General features: G+C 40.6%; 19 protein-coding genes. 17 read left to right on the forward strand and 2 right to left on the reverse strand.

The genetic code is table 11. The features are described from left to right. The first annotated feature begins 50 nt into the window (after positions 1-50). The 12 genes from JOC36_RS06070 (at position 51) to JOC36_RS06125 (ending at position 9,993) form a co-directional block, all read left to right on the forward strand. Entirely contained in the window at positions 51-902 is an 852-nt protein-coding gene (locus JOC36_RS06070) for an NAD(P)H-hydrate dehydratase (protein WP_205145610.1), read from the forward strand. Between the two features lie 89 nt (positions 903-991). Next, the gene (pepV, locus tag JOC36_RS06075) at positions 992-2,416 is read left to right on the forward strand and encodes a dipeptidase PepV (protein WP_205145611.1); all 1,425 of its coding nucleotides are present in this window, start codon (positions 992-994) and stop codon (positions 2,414-2,416) included. Between the two features lie 227 nt (positions 2,417-2,643). Then, the gene (locus JOC36_RS06080) at positions 2,644-3,633 is read left to right on the forward strand and encodes a DUF1002 domain-containing protein (protein ID WP_205145612.1); all 990 of its coding nucleotides are present in this window, start codon (positions 2,644-2,646) and stop codon (positions 3,631-3,633) included. A gap of 30 nt (positions 3,634-3,663) precedes the next feature. After that, positions 3,664-4,434, forward strand: a complete 771-nt coding sequence (locus tag JOC36_RS06085) for a biotin--[acetyl-CoA-carboxylase] ligase (protein ID WP_205145613.1) — start codon at positions 3,664-3,666, stop codon at positions 4,432-4,434. A gap of 8 nt (positions 4,435-4,442) precedes the next feature. Continuing rightward, the gene (locus tag JOC36_RS06090; protein ID WP_205145614.1) at positions 4,443-4,967 is read left to right on the forward strand and encodes a biotin transporter BioY; all 525 of its coding nucleotides are present in this window, start codon (positions 4,443-4,445) and stop codon (positions 4,965-4,967) included. A 27-nt stretch (positions 4,968-4,994) separates the two neighbouring features. Next, positions 4,995-5,564 carry a guanylate kinase gene (locus tag JOC36_RS06095; protein WP_205145615.1) on the forward strand — a complete coding sequence of 190 codons (570 nt, stop codon included), beginning with the start codon at positions 4,995-4,997 and terminating at the stop codon, positions 5,562-5,564. Positions 5,565-5,584: 20 nt separating this feature from the next. After that, a complete protein-coding gene (locus tag JOC36_RS06100) occupies positions 5,585-6,064 on the forward strand; it encodes a hypothetical protein (protein ID WP_205145616.1) in 480 nt (159 codons plus the stop codon). Continuing rightward, positions 6,064-6,864 (forward strand): DUF6681 family protein, encoded by an 801-nt coding sequence (locus tag JOC36_RS06105; protein WP_205145617.1) that lies wholly within the window; start codon positions 6,064-6,066, stop codon positions 6,862-6,864. Before JOC36_RS06100 ends, JOC36_RS06105 begins: the two co-directional genes overlap by 1 nt. 215 nt (positions 6,865-7,079) lie before the next feature. Next, positions 7,080-7,814 carry an amino acid ABC transporter ATP-binding protein gene (locus JOC36_RS06110; protein WP_275585851.1) on the forward strand — a complete coding sequence of 245 codons (735 nt, stop codon included), beginning with the start codon at positions 7,080-7,082 and terminating at the stop codon, positions 7,812-7,814. A 12-nt stretch (positions 7,815-7,826) separates the two neighbouring features. Next, a complete protein-coding gene (locus tag JOC36_RS06115) occupies positions 7,827-8,684 on the forward strand; it encodes a transporter substrate-binding domain-containing protein (protein ID WP_239517555.1) in 858 nt (285 codons plus the stop codon). Beyond that, positions 8,684-9,322 carry an amino acid ABC transporter permease gene (locus JOC36_RS06120; RefSeq protein WP_205145618.1) on the forward strand — a complete coding sequence of 213 codons (639 nt, stop codon included), beginning with the start codon at positions 8,684-8,686 and terminating at the stop codon, positions 9,320-9,322. The genes JOC36_RS06115 and JOC36_RS06120 overlap by 1 nt, the downstream gene beginning before the upstream one ends. 14 nt (positions 9,323-9,336) lie before the next feature. After that, positions 9,337-9,993, forward strand: a complete 657-nt coding sequence (locus JOC36_RS06125) for an amino acid ABC transporter permease (RefSeq protein WP_205145619.1) — start codon at positions 9,337-9,339, stop codon at positions 9,991-9,993. A 55-nt stretch (positions 9,994-10,048) separates the two neighbouring features. Here the strand turns inward: JOC36_RS06125 and JOC36_RS06130 are convergent, their stop codons facing one another. Both JOC36_RS06130 and JOC36_RS06135 read right to left on the reverse strand, forming a co-directional pair. Beyond that, the gene (locus JOC36_RS06130) at positions 10,049-11,077 is read right to left on the reverse strand and encodes a lactonase family protein (RefSeq protein ID WP_205145620.1); all 1,029 of its coding nucleotides are present in this window, start codon (positions 11,075-11,077) and stop codon (positions 10,049-10,051) included. A 121-nt stretch (positions 11,078-11,198) separates the two neighbouring features. Further along, entirely contained in the window at positions 11,199-11,816 is a 618-nt protein-coding gene (locus tag JOC36_RS06135; protein WP_205145621.1) for a YczE/YyaS/YitT family protein, read from the reverse strand. Positions 11,817-12,133: 317 nt separating this feature from the next. Here JOC36_RS06135 and JOC36_RS06140 point away from each other — a divergent pair, with 317 nt between their 5' ends. From JOC36_RS06140 to JOC36_RS06160, 5 genes are all read left to right on the forward strand, one after another. Then, positions 12,134-13,762, forward strand: a complete 1,629-nt coding sequence (locus tag JOC36_RS06140) for a peptide ABC transporter substrate-binding protein (protein ID WP_239517556.1) — start codon at positions 12,134-12,136, stop codon at positions 13,760-13,762. 73 nt (positions 13,763-13,835) lie between these two features. Beyond that, positions 13,836-14,756: an ABC transporter permease gene (locus JOC36_RS06145; protein WP_205145666.1), complete on the forward strand. Its 921-nt coding sequence runs from the start codon at positions 13,836-13,838 to the stop codon at positions 14,754-14,756. Between the two features lie 11 nt (positions 14,757-14,767). Then, positions 14,768-15,790: an ABC transporter permease gene (locus JOC36_RS06150; protein ID WP_205145622.1), complete on the forward strand. Its 1,023-nt coding sequence runs from the start codon at positions 14,768-14,770 to the stop codon at positions 15,788-15,790. 14 nt (positions 15,791-15,804) lie between these two features. Beyond that, complete coding sequence (locus tag JOC36_RS06155) at positions 15,805-16,896, forward strand: ABC transporter ATP-binding protein (protein WP_205145623.1); 1,092 nt, start codon at positions 15,805-15,807, stop codon at positions 16,894-16,896. Between the two features lie 10 nt (positions 16,897-16,906). Beyond that, on the forward strand, positions 16,907-17,857 hold the full coding sequence (locus JOC36_RS06160) for an ABC transporter ATP-binding protein (RefSeq protein ID WP_205145624.1): 951 nt from the start codon (positions 16,907-16,909) through the stop codon (positions 17,855-17,857). The last annotated feature ends 39 nt before the right edge of the window (positions 17,858-17,896 follow it).

Raw genomic sequence — 17,896 nt, forward strand, 5'->3', positions numbered from 1 at the left:
AAATGCTATAAACTTAATACAAGAGATCAGAGAAAATTGAGGGTGATGGCATGGTTGAACAAATAACGGATAATATTTTGAATGAAGTGATCGTGCAGCGACCAGCAGATAGTTTTAAGGGCGATTTTGGCCATGTCCTTTTAATTGGTGGTGATGTGCAATATGGTGGGGCGATTATTATGGCGGCTCAAGCAGCTGTTTCATCTGGAGCAGGTTTGGTCACAGTTGCTTCTGATGAAGTTAATCGGTCTGCGTTGCATAGTCGGGTCCCCGAAGCGATGTTTATTGATTGGCATAATCTAACAGCCCTCATTGCTGCCTTAGATCGAAGTGATGTGGTACTTATGGGGCCTGGTATGGGCTTGAGTGATTATGCGGTATCGTTGGTAAAGCGGGTTTTGTTGGAATTAAATGATCAACAAATTCTGGTTGCCGATGGATCAGCATTGACAATTGTGGCCAATGAGCAACTCTCGTTCCCACATGATACTTTTACGATTATTACACCACATCAAATGGAATGGGCTCGCTTAAGTAACATTCAATTAAATTATCAGCATGAAATTCAAATGAATGATGTGCAACGTCAGATGTTAAATGTGGATGTTTTGGTCTTAAAGCAACATCATACAATTTTGTATGATAATGAAGGCCAACAGCAGTTGATGTTAGGTGGCCCTTATCAATCAGTAGGCGGTATGGGGGATGTTTTGGCTGGTATAACAGCAGCCTTTGTGGCCCAATTCCAACATAATTTGATTCATACAGTGCAAGCGGCGGTTTATGCCCATTCCGATTTAGCACAACAAATGGCGGGTTATAATTATGTTGTTCGTCCATCATTGTTGGCAGATGGGATGGCTAATTACATGGGACGCGTGCAAAATAATTTAGTTGATTAATATAGCTTGATTTGTGAAAAAATGTGTTATGTAAATTATTGAGAAGTAGCGTATAATGAATAGAAATTAGTTTTGGAGGATAACGACTTATGGTGAAAGCAACAGATTGGTTAGCAAAGTCATTAACATATGAAGATGATTTATTGACTGATTTAAAGGAAATGATCTCAATCAAGTCTGTCCGTGATGATGCGGCAGCAACTGAGGATGCACCTTTAGGACCTGGTCCTAAGGCTGCCTTGGATAAGTTTTTAGAGATTGCAAAGCGTGATGGATTCCGGACGGGTAACTACCGTAATTTGGTTGCTTATGCTGAATTGGGACCTGAGGATGCCGAAGAATCTGTTGCCATTATTGGCCATTTGGATGTTATGCCTGCTGGTGATGGCTGGACCAAAGATCCATGGACACCAGTCATTGAAGATGGTCGTCTTTATGGTCGTGGTTCAATTGATGATAAGGGACCAACCTTTGCGGCTTATTATGCGATGAAGATGCTAAAAGATATGGGTGTACCACTTAAGCGTAAGTTGGTCTTCATGGTTGGAATCGATGAAGAGTCTGACTGGACTGGTATGGATGATTTCATCGCTGAGTACGGCGAACCAACAATGGGATTCTCACCTGACGCTGATTTCCCAATCATCAATGGTGAAAAGGGAAATGGGTCAACTGTGGCTCGCTTTGCTGGTAACAACAGTGGTAGTGCTCGTTTGGTTTCATTTACCGCTGGTGAGCGTCCAAACATGGTGCCTGGAACAGCGACAGCAGTTGTTGAAACGAGCGATCCAGCCACACTACAAGCTAAGATGGATGCTTATTTGGCAGATGAAACACGTGTTCAAGGTAAGGCTGAAGTGGATGGCAACCAAGTTACCATTACATTCTATGGTCTTCAAGTTCACGGTGCCTTCCCTGAAACTGGTGAAAATGCCGGTACTTACTTGGCAAACTTCTTGAAGGATGCAGATGACTTTGGTGGTAACGCTAAGGGCTTCCTAGATTTCTTGGGTGGTGTTTTGCATGATGATACCAAAGCCACTAAGATGGGTGCGGCGATCCATGATGATCTGATGGGTGATCTTTCAATGAACGTTGGAATCCAACGCTTTAACGATGGTCAAGATGGTTTCATTGATATGAACTTCCGTTACCCACAGAACACAGATGCTGAAACAATCGAGCGCAAGGTTCAAGAATCAATTCCAGCTAACTTTGATGCCACAGCTGCTAATGAAGGTCACGCAATGGTACCTCATTACGTGCCAGGTGATGATCCAATCGTTGATACTTTGCTTAACGTCTTCCGCGAGCATACAGGTTTGCCTGCTGGTGAACGTGTTATCGGTGGTGGGACATTCGGTCGTTTGCTCAAGCGTGGTGTTGCGTTCGGAGCGCTTTTCGAAGGTGTGCCTGATACGATGCATCAAGCGGATGAGTTCTTCCCTGTGCAAGATATTACGCGTTCAATGGCAATTTATGCGCATGCCATGAATGATTTAGCAACTAAATAAATAGAATAAAATCTTTAATATAAAAACCCTATTGGTTGTTTAACCAATGGGGTTTTTATAGTTTCCTTTAGACCAAGGTTTAAAGGCATACAAGGACTGTAATAAATGATAAAATATAGTTCGAATAGCTTTTAGTTTTTTAAAAGTTAACGAGTGGGCTAGTGTTTTTAGCTGTTTTTAAGACGGAACATTGTAAAATAAGTAGATAGGGCAAGGGGGAAGTGAAAATGAAGTGGATGCAAAAACTCTTAGGGGTAACGGTTGTAACGGTTATCATGAGTCTGCTACCTTTAACAGTTGTAGGACATGCTGAGGATAATCACACACAAAAACCGGCCACCCAGGGGCAGGTCCGTGCACTTTCAAAGCCATATGTGGTTTACGGTTCCGGTGCTGTGCAACGGACGCAAATCGCCCAAACCCTAGGGATCAATAAAAATTATGAAAAGCTTGTCATCAATGGTAAAGATGCGCGCTACATTGGTATCAATCAGGTCAATGATTCTGACATGATTAGCTCGGTTGCTGTCGCACCGGCTGAACCGGGGACTGGGGTGCTAGTAAATATTGAAAAATTTGAAGGTCAGAATAACATTCAACGTGTGAGCGCTCAAGAATACGCGATGGCCGCTACGATGGCTGGTCTTAAGGATGTCATTATCACGGTGACTTCAGAAAAGCCAGTGTCAGGCGATTCAGCTTTAGCTGGTGTCTATAAGGCGCTCCAAACAGATGGCATGCCTATGGATCCGCGGAATGTTAATGCAGCAAATCATTTGATGGATGTGACGAATGGAATTATTATGCCTGATGATAAATCATCACATCGGTTGACTGCAGCGGTGACAGATACAGCTAGTGAGTTGGCCAGTCAAAAGCAAAAGCATGCCAAGATTGATGATAGTCGTGTTGATAATCAACTTGTGGTTAATTTAAAGCAGCGAAGGGTGGCTAACGATGTTAATGGCGACCAAATGGCTCAACTCAAAGAAGCACTTAAGGCTGTTAATGCAGCGCCAATTTCGGATTCAAAAGCATTTGTAAAACAATCAGCGCAATTGGCCAATAAAATTAATGCTTCATCTGGAAACACGATGGCTGATGCGGATGATTTCAAAAATTCACAGGATGCGCATAATGCCTCAAATTGGTTTGTAGAAAATATTGTGCATCCAGTTCAACGCTTCTTTACTGCGATTAAAGATCGATTGAACTAGTTGATGTATTTTTAAATCGAGGAAGTAACTTTGAAAATTAATCAAACAAAAATTCAAGCAGCCTTACCAGAGGTAGCAGTGGAAGTCTTTGACGAGATTGATTCCACAAATCGTTATGCTAAAGCACTAGTAACAGCACCGCATTATACGAATCAAGCCCGGTTGGTTGTGGCTAATCAACAAACTAATGGTTACGGTCGACAAAAGCGGGCTTTTTTTTCTCCCGCAGATGTTGGCATTTATATGTCGTTAATGTTTCCGCTAGAGGCTAGTCAATTTACCCACCCGGGAACATTGACGTTGAATGTTGCCGTAGCCGTGCAACAAGTGTTAGCAGAACAGTTGGGTGTTGAGCTAGATATTAAATGGGTTAATGATTTATATCATAATCAACGTAAAGTGGTTGGTATATTAGTGGAAGTACCACAAGCGCCCACAGCAGTTGAAGCTGGCACGGTTGTGATTGGGATGGGAATTAATTTGAACCAGAGTGATGTTCCTACTGAGTTAGCCCAAAAAGTTGGTGCCATTACAGATGAATCTATTCAGCGTGAACAGTTGATTGTTGCCTTACAACGTGCTTGTCAAAAAGTCATTCAATTACCATTTTCAGCCTTACGTGAACAATACTTAGCACATAGTTTGTTGCAAAATCGGATGGTTTCGTTACATGTAAATCAACAGGATATTGTTGGGAAAGTTGTGGACGTTGATGAACAAGGTCGACTCGTGTTGGAGACTAAACAGCAGCGAATGGCATTTACATCAGGAGAAGTGACGAAAGTCAACTTTTCATCATAGGAGTGAACATGAGAGTGAGAGGGATTACCTTGGCGGCAATGTTTGCCGCTATTATTAGTATTATTGCGCCCTTTGCGTTACCAATTGGAATGGTTCCGTTAAGCATGCAGACATTGATTGTGCCATTAGTAGCAAGTATTACGACGCCGCGGATTGCAGTGTTGTCGGTTCTAGGGTATTTTGCTGTTGGCTTGGTTGGCTTACCAGTGTTCGCAGGCTTTCATAGTGGCTTGTCTAGTTTTGTAGCGCCGAATGGTGGTTATCTATTAGGAATGCTAATTTTTCCTTTGGTGAATAGTCCAATGTTAAAGCGTTGGCCAGGTTGGTTGAGCTTAGTATTGAGCAATTTGTTGGCAGCAATCTTACAACTTGGCTTTGGATCTTTATGGTTGGGTATTGCAGCCCATTTGTCACCTCAAGCTGCCTTAAGCACAGGCTTTGTTGGTTTCTTAGTACCATTAGTGATTAAGGTCGTCTTAGTGGTCTTAATCGTATTGATTATGAAGCGATCAATGCGTTTGCCAATTGCATAAGTTGATGCGGGGTGTAAGGAGAAAGTTGTGAAACGTAAAATATTTGTTGTCACGGGTAATACCGGAACTGGTAAAACGACTGTGACAAAATACTTAAATGAATTTTTTGAAATGCCTAAGGTGGTAACACATACCACACGGGCACCACGAATTGACGAAATGGATCAAGTTGATTATTATTTTGAAACACCAAAAACATTTGATGAAAATCATTTTTTAGAAACAGTCTCATATGCTGGTAATCGTTATGGATCTTCCATGGAAGGTTTGGAAAGGGCATTTGAAAAGAATCCGCTCATCACGATTGTCTTAGACACGAAAGGGGCGACAACTTATGTTGAAAAACTGCCAGAAGACGAGGTTGAAGTCATCTATTTGACCGTTTCAAAGGAACAAGATTTGTATCAACGTTTAGTGCAACGTGGGGATGATGTGCAAGCAATCCATCATCGTTTAAAAAGTGAAGAATATGAAAGAGATACAACATTACCAGCTGCATTAAAGTCACGAGCACATATTGTGATTAATGATGATTGGGAACAAACAAAAAAACAAATTAATCAAATCGTCCAAAATGCGATTACAGCTGATACTTAAGAAAAAAGGAGGGATATTATATGGCATATCGAACACCACCATTTATTACACCTGTGGCGTTAGTATCGATTATTTTAGCTTTGAGTGCTGGAAATGCAGTCGTTAATGTGACGACAAAAACGCATAACGGTGGTCCAACTAAGGAGCAGGTGGCTTCAAGTAAAAAAGCATCTGAAAAACGCTCAGCTTCAATTTCTGAATCAAAGAGTCAAAGTCAAAAGGAGGCTAGCCGTCAGAGTGCATCTTCTGACACGAATGATGATTCAATGAATGCTTCAAGTAGTGCGGTTGATGAAACACAAGCAAGTTCTGAGAAGCAACAAAATGGTAGTCAATCCGAAAATCAGCAGGCCTCTTCGTCAGCCGCCTCTGAGGATAATACTGGTTCAGCTTCATCAAGTGCGCAGGAGAGTAGTTCAGCTCAAAATAATGGCGGAGAATCAGGGACGCAAACGCATGCGTCATCAACGGCGACCCAAGATCAAGGAGGTAATGATTAATGTTATCAATGCTTGATTTAATCAATCACTACATGGGTTATCTGAACGTTAACTCTAAATTCAAGGGTCGGGTTTATACCTTACTTGCCTTAGTTGGTGATGCCTATATTTTGTACTTGGCTTTTTCATATTTTAAGAATCACGCCTATGTGCGAGGCGCTTTGTTGTGTTTAGCTTTTCTGGGCATTCTCTATTTTGCGGTAATTAATTTTTATTATTACTTCACCCAACGTGAGCCAAAATGGGATGTCTCGCCATATATTGCGAAGGTCTTAGGCGCGGAAGAGCAAAAACAAGAGACTCAACAAGCGGGTGATAATGTTCAATTTGTGCCTGCAAACGGCTTGTATAACAATGAAGATGTTTTGCCAGCGACGGTTGTATTGGATCCTGGAAAACAGGTTGATTTGAGCCAAATTGCGGATACTTTGGTGCAAACACATTTGGCTGATAATAATTATGGTGGCCTCAGTGATGCAGAACAAATGGCGCAACTAGAGAATGGACAGACTAAGCTGTATGCGGATGGTGATGGGATGCCGTTACCATATTATAAATTACAGCAAGATCAAGATGGCTTAGCCGTTTATGGTGGAGTCAATGAAATGTCTGCAGAACGCTTAGGCTTGATTACTAAGGTGGGATTACAACCAATCCATGAAGCATTACGCCATTACGATTTATTTATCGCAACAGCGACCATTCAAGGTGGCCCTGCCCATGTTAAAGGACGTTCAGGATTAACCACGGTCCAAGATCCGTATGACTTGCAAGTTACCTTAGCTTATCAAGCAAAATAAATAATGTTCGTGTTTTAATTGTTTTAGCATGACTTTGAGTAAAAAAAAGCCCTTTCTGGGCTTTTTTATTGACATCAAGTCCGCTTAATACTAATATGAACACAGTACAACAAATAGATGTTCGTATGTACCCCGGTGTGGCTGTCTGTCGCACCGGGTTGCTTTATATCTATTTTGTTTTTAAGGTAATGATTTTATTTTTAGGAGGACACCCGATGTCAATGATCGAGTTTAAGGATGTCGAAAAGTATTATGGAGAATTCCATGCTTTGCATGATATCAATTTAAAAGTTGAAAAAGGTGAAACAGTTGTTTTGCTAGGACCATCAGGATCAGGAAAGTCGACCTTGATTAGAACGGTTAACGGATTGGAATCAATTGAAGGAGGCCAATTGATTGTTAATAATCAAGATTTGGCAAATCCAAAAACTGATTTGAATCGCCTCCGTAAAGATGTTGGTATGGTATTCCAGCACTTTAATTTATATGCAAATAAAACGATTCTTGAAAATATTATGTTAGCACCACGTTTGGTGTTGCATCGTGATGAGACGAGCAATAAGAAAATGGCCATGGAGTTACTTGACCGCGTGGACTTGGCAGACCAAGCCAACAAGTACCCATCACAGTTATCTGGGGGTCAACAACAACGAATTGCCATTGCACGTTCATTAGCCATGGAACCTAAGGCGCTTTTGTTTGACGAACCAACCTCAGCTTTAGACCCAGAAATGGTTAATGGTGTATTGAAGATCATGCGTGAAATTGCGCAAGATTCATCAATGACGATGTTGGTTGTGACACACGAAATGGGATTTGCTAAGCAAGTGGCTGATCGGGTTATTTTCATGGCTGATGGTAAAATCTTGGAAGATGCACCAACGGAACAATTCTTTGAAAACCCATCTGAGCCACGGGCTCGTCAATTCTTGTCACAAATCGTGCACTAAGGGGGTGGCAACATGCCAAGTAAGATGAAAAAACGCATTCTTGGATTGGCCCTAGGTAGCTTGATGATTGGTGGTTTAACATTAGGGTTAGCCAGCCCAACTGTACAGGCAAAGTCTAAGGAAGAACCTAAGAACCAAACTTACTATCAAATTAAAAAGACCCATAAAATGCAGTGGGGTGTTAAAGGTGATACTAAGCTAATGGGGCTAATGGATATCAAAACTGGTAAATTACAAGGTTTTGATATTGATATGGCCAAAGAGATTACGAAGCGAGTTGATCCAAAAGCTAAGCCAGTGTTTACGCAGATTACTTCTGGAACTCGTATCCCAATGCTATTAAATGGTAATATCGATGCGATTATCGCAACGATGAGTATTACACCAGAACGTGAAGAAGTCGTTGATTTTTCAAAGCCATATTTTAAGGCGGGACAAGCAATTTTGGTTAAAAAGGACAGTAAGATCAAGTCAATCAAGGATTTGAATCATTCCAACATGAAAATCTTAGCTGTTCAAGGTTCTAACTCATTACAGAATGCTAAAAAGTATGCGCCAAAGGCTAAGGGTTCGGCATTGCAAGATTATGCCACAGCTTTGACAGCCTTACAATCAGGCCAAGGGGATGCATTGACAACTGATAGTAGTATTCTATATGGAATGGCTGTAGACAATAAAGATACTAAGGTTGTTGGTGGTAATTTCACTGATGATCCATATGGTGTTGCCATGGCCAAAAATGATCCAAAATTACGTCATGCTATTAATCATGCGATTGATGATATTAAGGCTGACGGAACGTACGATCGTTTGGCCAAGAAGTGGTTCAGTGATGTGCCCGGTATGAGTTGGAAGGAGGTCGCTGAATAATGTGGTCATTGTTTACGAGTCATGCCAGTGATTTTTTAACTGGTTTTGGATGGACGATTTTATCTAGTGTCATTGCCTTGATTGGTGCAACAATTTTGGGCTTGGGCTTTGCTTTATTACAAATTGTGCCTAACCGCGCTGCTAATATTGCCGGTAAAATCTATATTGAAATTGTTCGAAATATTCCGTTATTGGTGATTACAATGTTTTTCTATGTGGTCGTGGCCAAAGTCTTTCATTTGAACGGCTTTGTTTCTGGAACGATTGGTTTGACGTTGTATTCATCAGCTTTCATTGCTGAAACTATTCGTGCGGGAATTAATTCCGTTGATACTGGTCAATATGAAGGTGCCCGCTCGAATGGTTTAACATGGTGGGAAGCTATGCGCTATGTGGTCTTGCCACAAGCAATTAAGTTAGTGATTCCGCCATTGGGGAATCAATTTGTGAATTTGATTAAAAATTCTTCAATTCTTGCCTTTGTCGCTGGAATGGATTTGATGTATCAAGCGAATATGATTTCGCAAACTACTTTTGATACATTTGGACCATATATTATTGTAGCGATTTTCTATCTAATGCTAACAATGCCATTGAGTTATTATATGCGTTACTTAGAAAACAAACTTGAGAATTAGGAGGAACGAAAGTGATGCAAGAATTTTTACAAGCTTACTCATGGATTAATATGCGCTTCCTCCTAAATGGACTGTGGATTACGGGGATTGTTTCTGTGATTTCAATCCTCTTGAGTTTCGTTTTGGGCTCAGTGTTGGGAATTATCCGTTATATGGGAGTGAAATATTTATCACGGATTGTCGGTTTTTTGATTGATTTAATTCGAAATTTGCCGCTTTTGTTGATTATTTTCTTTACATACTTTGCTTTGCCTAAGATTGGTATCCATTTGAATGTGATTACTTCAACGATTGTAGCAATGACGGTGTTTGAATCAGCAATGCTTGCAGAAATTGTCCGTTCTGGAATCAAGGCGGTTCCAAAGGGACAACTTGAAGGAGCCTTATCGAATGGTTTGAATTTCTATCAAGCCCTCTGGTATGTTTTGCTACCACAAGCTTACAAGAAGATGATTCCACCGATTGTGTCGCAATTTGTGTCTTTGATTAAGGATACATCGTTGGCAACGATTATTATGTTGCCTGAAGTGACTTTCCGGGCTCAAACGATTTATGCGCAACAACCTAAGTTCATTATTCCAATGTTCTTGATGTTAGCCATTATGTATTTCGTTTTGAACTTTGCAATTTCACGTTTAGGTGGGTATATTGATCGCCGGATGGCTTCATAACAATAATAAAAAAGGATTGGCTGTGATAAACAGCCAATCCTTTTTTATTATGCAATTATTCGAAGTAAACACAGACCGTTTCCGGACCGTAGAAAGTATCATCAAGCAACGTTAACTTACCGTTTGTTTGGTCGATTTCAAATAATGTTAGATTATCTGAGAATTGGTGACCTACAACAATGAATTGACCGGTTGGATCGATGTTGAAATCACGTGGGAAGTGACCTTCGGTTTTAATGCGTTGGATTAATTCTAGTTCGCGTCCATCTTCTGATACTTGGAAGACTGCGATTGAATCGTGACCACGATTTGAAACATACAATGTATTTGTCTTTTCATTAAAGCGAATGGCTGCAGCACTGTTAAAGTCCGTCCAATCATCAGGCTTTGTTGAATACTTTTCAACAAAGACCAAATCGCCAGATTCATGATATTCAAGGACAGAAACACTACTATCAAGTTCCCCAACTAAGTAAACATATTTACCATTTGGATTGAAGACTAGGTGGCGTGGACCGGTAGCAGGTTGCGCTTTGTAAATTGAACGCGTTGAGATAAGTCCTTTATCTTCAACATCATAAACATAAACTTGATCAGTTCCTAAGTCGCAGACAATTAAACGACCATCTGGTGTTTGGTTTGTAAAGTGAATGTGGGGCGCATCCTGGTTAGGATGGGGACCAGTCTTATCATGATGGTAGTATGATGTTGCGGGACCAACACCTTTTTCTTCCGTCACAGTATAAGTATTTAATTCACCCTTATGGTAATTAGCCCCATAAATCAATTGGCGATCTTCGTCAAAAGCAACGTAACAAACAGGTGCGCCAGTTTCTAGGACTTTGTTAATTAGTGTAAAAGTACCATCTTCCTCAGGCTTAAAGGCTGCGACACCACCCATCCGTTCTTGATCATAAACGGCATAAAGTGTACCGTCGGATGACTTAGTCAAATATGTGGGATTGCTTTCTTTAGCGACCAATTGCAAGTTTTGCAATTGTTTCTTTTCAGTATCTAATTCAGCACGATAGATACCTTCACTATTTTTCTTAGTATATGTTCCAAGCAATAAAGTTTCAATCATGAGCCTCTCCTTATCTAATAAAAAAGCAACATCGACCAGTTGCAAGTATTGGTCGGTGTTGCTGTAAAAATAAAATAACCAATAAGCTTTTTATTTACAATCTATATAAATTTGTTGATGATTAGTTCTTAATAAAAACATCTTGTGGGAACTTTGGTAGCATCTTATTCCAAATTGAAATCATTGATCCGGCACCAAAGGCAACCGCAATCGTACCAACACCAATTGGACCAGCCAAGATGAAGGCCAAGATAACAAAGGTAATGTCTTGCCAAGTTCGAACGGCATCATATTCACGATGCAATTGCTTTGATAGGATTGGTGCGACCGCATCGTATGGGGCAGTTCCCATGTTACCGGCCATGTAAATTGCTGAACCTAATGTAAATAGAAGGAAACCAACAACTAACAAAACTAATTTCATCAAAAATGATGCACCACTTAAGTGGAGTGGTTGTAGAACTGAAGTGAAGATTTGGATGAAGACACCAACCAAAGTCATGTTCAATAGCGTTCCCCAACCAATAATCTTCTTATTATTGAAGAAAACATAAATCATCATAATTAAGTTTGTGCACAATTGCGTAACACCAAGTGACATACCTAATTTAGTTGATAGCCCAATATTGAACGCGGTAAAGGGATCAACCCCTAAGCCGGATTGACGTAATGTTGAGGCTGCCACCCCAATAATCACCAAACCAACCATAATATAAGCGATTTGTAATACCTTTTTCATAAAAACCCTCCATATTCGTTTGATTTTGATTATAAAGGAAATAAAAAAGACATTCAACGGATTTTACATTTATTTTACAAATTGAATGTCTTTCCTATTAGATTTAATCAATTATGTGTATAAATAATGAAGTGAGACACAAGTTATTATGAAAGCGCTTTTAGCAAAATATGAGAAAAATTAAAAACACGAACATTGTCATAAAGCAGTGGAAAAGCATAAAAATGAGAATTTTATCATTGACGGGTTAGTTTTGTGAGCGTATATTTATCAAATAACAAATAGGTTCTCATAAAGCAGTTTTTGGGGGTAGGATTATGGCAATGAAAATAATAAAGCCTGCATTGATTGCAACTGGAGTTAGCTTAGCGCTTCCACTTGCATTTCAAACAGGCGTGCATGCTGATAAGTACAAAACGATTAATTGGACCGAAACAGCACCAATCAGTACGATGGATCCATCAAAAGTTACTGCAGCAAATGACTTTGATGCGTTAACTGCAACAAATGACGGATTATTTCGAGCAGACAAACATAACAATCCACAGTTAGCTTTAGCTGAATCATATACGAAGAGTAAAGATGGTAAGAAGTACATTTTTAAACTTCGCCCGAATTTGAAATGGTCAAATGGGACGCCATTGACTGCGCATGATTTTGTCTATGGTTGGCAAAGAACCAATGATCCTAAAACTGGGTCACAATATGCATATCTCTATTCAGGAATTAAAAATGCGGATGCTATTCAAAGTGGTAAAGAAAAAGATCTTTCTAAATTAGGCGTTAAAGCACTCGATGATCGAACTCTTGAAGTTGATTTAGAGCGACCTTTACCGCAATTGATTCAGATGCTACCTATGGCACCGTTCTTCCCACAAAACGAAGCATTTGTAAAGAAGGCCGGTTCTAATTTTGGAACGCAATCTAAATACATTTTGTCATCTGGACCTTATGTACAACAGGATTGGAATGGCTCGAATGATACGGTTTCATATAAGAAAAACCAAAATTACTATGATAAGCGAGCAGTGAAAACTAATCATTTGGTGATTAAGACAATTGCTGATGCAAACACTGGATATAATTTGTATAAGTCAAACACAATTGACTTTACTAATTTATCACCACAACAAGTGACGGCTTCAAGACATAATAAGGCTTATACAACAGTGCCATCTGCAACAACCTCATACATGGAGTTGAATGAAAAGACAGTTCCAGAGTTTAAAAACACTAATATTCGTCGCGCCATTTCTTATGCGATTGATCGAAATGTCTTAACTGATAAGTTGTTGACAGGTAGTGCAACACCAGCAACGACTTTCTCTTCAACTCACTTGGTTAAGGATCCAAATAATGGAGAAGACTTCTCAAAGTCAGCCACCGTCAAAGGCGCGGTGGACTACGATTTGCCTAAAGCGCAAAAGCTCTTTGATGAAGGGATGAAGCAAGAAGGTAAGAAAAACTTGAAGGTGCAACTATTGATTGATGATAGTGATGCCGGTAAGCGGAGTGCGCAATTCTTGCAAGATCAATTGCAACGCATTAAGGGATTGGATGTTTCAATTAAGACGGTGCCTTATAAGCAACGTTTGTCTCTAACCCAGGAAAAGAATTTCCAAATGGTAATTTCGCTTTGGGGAGCTGACTACGCTGATCCATCAACTTTCTTGGACTTATACAAGAGTGGAGCACCATTTAATTCCGGTTCTTGGAACAATGAAAAGTACACGAAGCTGATTGATAAGGCGAATAACCAGGATGTGAATAATCCTAAGAAGCGCTTTGCCGATTATAAGCAAGCTGAACAAATTATGAGTAAAGAAATGGGTGTGGTACCACTTTATTACCGTTCGCAAGCTGCATTTATGCGTCCAAGCGTCAAGGGCATGGTGACTCATCCAGCCGGAGCCATTTATGACTTTAAGTGGGCTTACAAGGAGTAGTTAATCATAATGTTTCAGACGTGGATAGCGTCGGTGCATGAGTTATGGAGAGAGGTTTGTCAGTATGTCAGGAATGATTAAATATGTATTAAAAAGACTGGGAATAATCCTGCTAACGTTGATTATCATTATTTCAATCACGTTCTTCTTAATGAAGTTAATGCCGGGTTCACCTTTAGCCAATGCGGCGCGCTTGTCAGATACACAACGACAAGTGATTGAGGCGCAGTATGGGTTGGATAAGCCATTAATTGTCCAATATTGGAACTATGTCGTAAATGCTTTGCAGTTTAATTTTGGAAATTCATTTCAATTCCAAAATCAACCAGTTTCAACTTTGATTGCACAACGAATTGGACCTTCAGCTCAATTAGGAATTCAAGCTTTGGTCTTTGGGATTGTTTTTGGAATCGGTTTAGGTGCGGCGGCTGCCGTGCGGCGCAATACAGCTGCTGATACTGGGCTTTCAATTATTGCGGTGCTTGGTGTATCAATTCCATCATTTGTGTTCGCCGCTTTGTTGCAATACTATGTTGGTTTGAAATTGAATTGGTTGCCAATTGCTGGTTGGGAAGGGTTTAAGTTTACCATTCTACCAACCATCGCTTTAGGCATGCAGCCAATGGCGACGGCCGCTCGGTTCATTCGAACTGAAATGGTTGATGTGATGGGGTCTGATTACATTGAATTGGCCCGTGCCAAGGGGCTTTCAGGAAGTGATATTGTGTGGAAGCACACGTTGCGGAATTCATTGATTCCTTTGGTGACATTGATTGGACCAATGGCCGTTAACTTAATGACTGGTTCAGTCGTTATTGAAAAAATCTTTGCTATCCCAGGTATTGGTGGTCAATTCGTTTCATCAATTTTGACGAATGATTATCCTTTGATTATGGGAACGACAATTGTCTACTCAATGATGTTGATGGTTGTGTTATTAATTACTGATATTGTCTATGGATTGATTGATCCACGGATTCGCTTATCAAATTAGGAGGAACGAGAATGGCTGAATTAAATCAAGCAACACCAGCAGATTTTACGTTGCTACCGAATGATCGTAAACGAAATAATGAAACTATCGAGAAACCATCATTGAGTTTTATGCAAGATGCATGGCGACGATTAAAGAAAAATAAGGGTGCTTTTATTTCACTATGGATTGTTGTGATTATTGCTTTAGCCGCCTTTTTGACGGTCCCTTATGCTAATCCAACGACAACTTCAAAACAAGATGTTAATCAACAAAATTTGCCCGCTAAAGTTCCGGGAAATATTCCTGGATTAAATGGGATGCAAAAAGTTGATGGACAGCGTTTTGACGCCTATAAAAAAGCCCATGTTAAGCAGGGCGAATATCACGTGTTTGGAACTGATCAATTTGGTCGTGATATTTTCAAGCGGGTGCTTTATGGAACCCGGATTTCTCTTGAAGTCGCGTTGATTGCGGCAATGATTGACTTGGTCTTTGGCGTAAGCTATGGCCTAATTTCTGGTTGGAAGGGCGGCCGAGTTGATATGATTATGCAACGAATTGTTGAAATTGTATCTTCCGTACCGAACTTGGTCATTTTCGTCCTATTGATTCTGATTCTAAAGCCAGGCCTATTCTCAATTGCGCTTGGAATTTCCTTAACGTCATGGACGTCCATGGCTCGGTTAGTCCGGGCGGAAGTGCTATCGTTGAAGGAACAAGATTTCGTTTCAGCGGCGCGCACCTTAGGAACATCGCCAGTTAAAATTGGGCTCCGCCATTTGGTGCCAAACATCTCCTCAACGATTATCGTGCAATTGATGTTTACAATTCCATCGGCGATTTTCTTTGAAGCTTTGCTTTCATTTATTGGAATCGGAATTCCGGTGCCAATGGCTTCATTGGGAACATTGTTGAATGACGGTCAGGCGGCCTTCCAATTCTATCCATATCAATTGGTATTCCCTGCGATTGTCATGTCAGTTTTGATGATTGCCTTTAATTTGTTGGCTGATGGCTTGCGGGATGCCTTTGATCCTAGAACACGTGATTAAGGAGTGGTGAGGAAATGTCAGAAAAAATCCTTGAAGTAAACGATTTAAAAATCAATTTCCACACTGATAACGGAAATGTCCAAGCGATTCGCGACGTCTACTTTGATTTGAAAAAGGGTGAAACCCTTGCGTTAGTGGGTGAGTCTGGGTCTGGTAAGTCAGTAACGACTCGTGCGATTATGGGCTTGCTAGCAAAAAATGCGGAAATTGAACGTGGTTCAATTAAATTTAAAGGTGAAGAATTGGTTGGTTTAGATGAAAAGTCTTTCCGCCGCATCAGAGGATCAGAAATTGCAATGATTTTCCAAGATCCGATGACTTCACTTGATCCAACGATGAAAATTGGGCAACAAATCGCTGAGCCATTGATTGAACACCAAAATATGAGTAAAAAGGAAGCTTGGCACCGCGCCCTAGAGATGATGAATTTAGTTGGGATTCCGAATGCGGAAGCGCATATTAACGATTATCCGCATCAGTTTTCGGGTGGGATGCGTCAAAGAATTGTGATTGCGATTGCTTTGATTGATAGTCCAGAGGTTTTGATTGCTGATGAACCAACGACGGCCTTAGATGTGACGATTCAAGCTCAAATTATTGATTTAATGAAGAAGATTCAGGCGGAAACTGGAACTTCAATTATCTTTATTACCCATGATTTAGGTGTGGTGGCCGGTGTTGCCGACCGTGTGGCCGTAATGTATGCCGGTCAAATCGTGGAAACAGGAACTGTGGATGAAATTTATAATTATCCCCAGCACCCATATACTTGGGGCTTGCTCAATTCAATGCCGACAACACAAACAAGTCGTGGTACTTTGGAACCAATTCCAGGAACACCACCAGATTTGTTGAATCCACCTAAGGGGGATGCGTTTGCACCACGTAATCGTTACGCTTTGAAAATTGATGAAGAGCAACAACCACCTTATTTCCAATTGTCACCGACGCATTTTGCAGCGACATGGTTGTTGGATTCTCGTGCACCAAAAGTGGAACCACCACTAACGGTGCAACAGCGCTGGGCAAAGTATATCGCAGAACATCCAGAGGTTACGCAACAACAAGCGCAACCAGTTGAAGCCTCTGCAATTTTGACAGAATAGGAGTGGTTTGATGGTAGAAGATCGTAAAAAACTGGTTGAAGTGCAAAACTTAGATATTACCTTTAATCAAGGACGTAAAAATCAAACGCTCGCAGTCCAAAATGTCTCATTTGATATTTATGAAGGAGAAACTTTTGGGTTAGTTGGTGAATCTGGTTCAGGTAAGACAACGATTGGTCGTGCCATTATGAAGTTGTATCAGCCAACCGCCGGTAAAATTAATTATGATGGTCAAGATGTGACCAAAATTAAGAAAAAAGCTGACTTGCAGCAATTCCACCAAGCGGTCCAAATGATTTTCCAAGACCCACAAGCATCATTGGATATGCGGATGAAGGTTAAGGATATTATCGCCGAAGGGCTAGATGCCAATCATTTAGTTGATAGTGATGAACAACGTACTAAAATCGTTGAAGATATGTTAGAAACCGTGGGTTTGAAGCGTGAGCATGCTAATCGTTATCCCCACGAGTTCTCAGGTGGTCAACGGCAACGGATTGGGATCGCACGTGCTTTGGCGATGAATCCGAAGTTTATTATTGCTGATGAGCCCATCTCGGCCTTAGATGTGTCAATTCAAGCGCAGGTTGTGAATTTGATGCAAGAATTGCAAAAAAAGCAAAATCTAACCTATCTCTTTATTGCCCATGACTTATCGATGGTTAAGTATATTTCAGATCGAATTGGCGTATTGCATTGGGGTAAGATGGTTGAAATTGGACCAGCCGATGAAGTATACAATCATCCTTTGCATGATTATACGAAGTCGCTATTAAGTTCTATTCCAGAACCTGATCCAGATGTAGAAAAGCATCGTCAGCCAATTATCTATGATCCCACGCGTGAAATGGATGGGAAGGCACGTGATATGGTTGAAATTGCTCCCCAACACTTTGTTTGGGCAACGCCAGAGGAAATTCCAATGTATCAAGAGCGGGCGCAAGCCTATGGCTTAATCTAATAGATTTAAATAAAAGGCAGGATCTTGGATTCTGTCTTT

Origin of the sequence: Weissella uvarum (assembly GCF_016908785.1) — a bacterium.
In the GTDB taxonomy this organism is placed as follows: Bacteria; Bacillota; Bacilli; order Lactobacillales; family Lactobacillaceae; genus Weissella; species Weissella uvarum.

What these genes read in the sequence shown, in the direction of transcription:
- JOC36_RS06070 (WP_205145610.1), top strand. Translation starts at nt 51, where the DNA reads ATGGTTGAACAAATAACGGATAATATTTTGAATGAAGTGATCGTGCAG.
- pepV (WP_205145611.1), top strand. Translation starts at nt 992, where the DNA reads ATGGTGAAAGCAACAGATTGGTTAGCAAAGTCATTAACATATGAAGAT.
- JOC36_RS06080 (WP_205145612.1), top strand. Translation starts at nt 2,644, where the DNA reads ATGAAGTGGATGCAAAAACTCTTAGGGGTAACGGTTGTAACGGTTATC.
- JOC36_RS06090 (WP_205145614.1), top strand. Translation starts at nt 4,443, where the DNA reads ATGAGAGTGAGAGGGATTACCTTGGCGGCAATGTTTGCCGCTATTATT.
- JOC36_RS06100 (WP_205145616.1), top strand. Translation starts at nt 5,585, where the DNA reads ATGGCATATCGAACACCACCATTTATTACACCTGTGGCGTTAGTATCG.
- JOC36_RS06105 (WP_205145617.1), top strand. Translation starts at nt 6,064, where the DNA reads ATGTTATCAATGCTTGATTTAATCAATCACTACATGGGTTATCTGAAC.
- JOC36_RS06110 (WP_275585851.1), top strand. Translation starts at nt 7,080, where the DNA reads ATGTCAATGATCGAGTTTAAGGATGTCGAAAAGTATTATGGAGAATTC.
- JOC36_RS06115 (WP_239517555.1), top strand. Translation starts at nt 7,827, where the DNA reads ATGCCAAGTAAGATGAAAAAACGCATTCTTGGATTGGCCCTAGGTAGC.
- JOC36_RS06120 (WP_205145618.1), top strand. Translation starts at nt 8,684, where the DNA reads ATGTGGTCATTGTTTACGAGTCATGCCAGTGATTTTTTAACTGGTTTT.
- JOC36_RS06125 (WP_205145619.1), top strand. Translation starts at nt 9,337, where the DNA reads ATGCAAGAATTTTTACAAGCTTACTCATGGATTAATATGCGCTTCCTC.
- JOC36_RS06130 (WP_205145620.1), bottom strand. Translation starts at nt 11,077, where the DNA reads ATGATTGAAACTTTATTGCTTGGAACATATACTAAGAAAAATAGTGAA.
- JOC36_RS06135 (WP_205145621.1), bottom strand. Translation starts at nt 11,816, where the DNA reads ATGAAAAAGGTATTACAAATCGCTTATATTATGGTTGGTTTGGTGATT.
- JOC36_RS06140 (WP_239517556.1), top strand. Translation starts at nt 12,134, where the DNA reads ATGGCAATGAAAATAATAAAGCCTGCATTGATTGCAACTGGAGTTAGC.
- JOC36_RS06145 (WP_205145666.1), top strand. Translation starts at nt 13,836, where the DNA reads ATGATTAAATATGTATTAAAAAGACTGGGAATAATCCTGCTAACGTTG.
- JOC36_RS06150 (WP_205145622.1), top strand. Translation starts at nt 14,768, where the DNA reads ATGGCTGAATTAAATCAAGCAACACCAGCAGATTTTACGTTGCTACCG.
- JOC36_RS06155 (WP_205145623.1), top strand. Translation starts at nt 15,805, where the DNA reads ATGTCAGAAAAAATCCTTGAAGTAAACGATTTAAAAATCAATTTCCAC.
- JOC36_RS06160 (WP_205145624.1), top strand. Translation starts at nt 16,907, where the DNA reads ATGGTAGAAGATCGTAAAAAACTGGTTGAAGTGCAAAACTTAGATATT.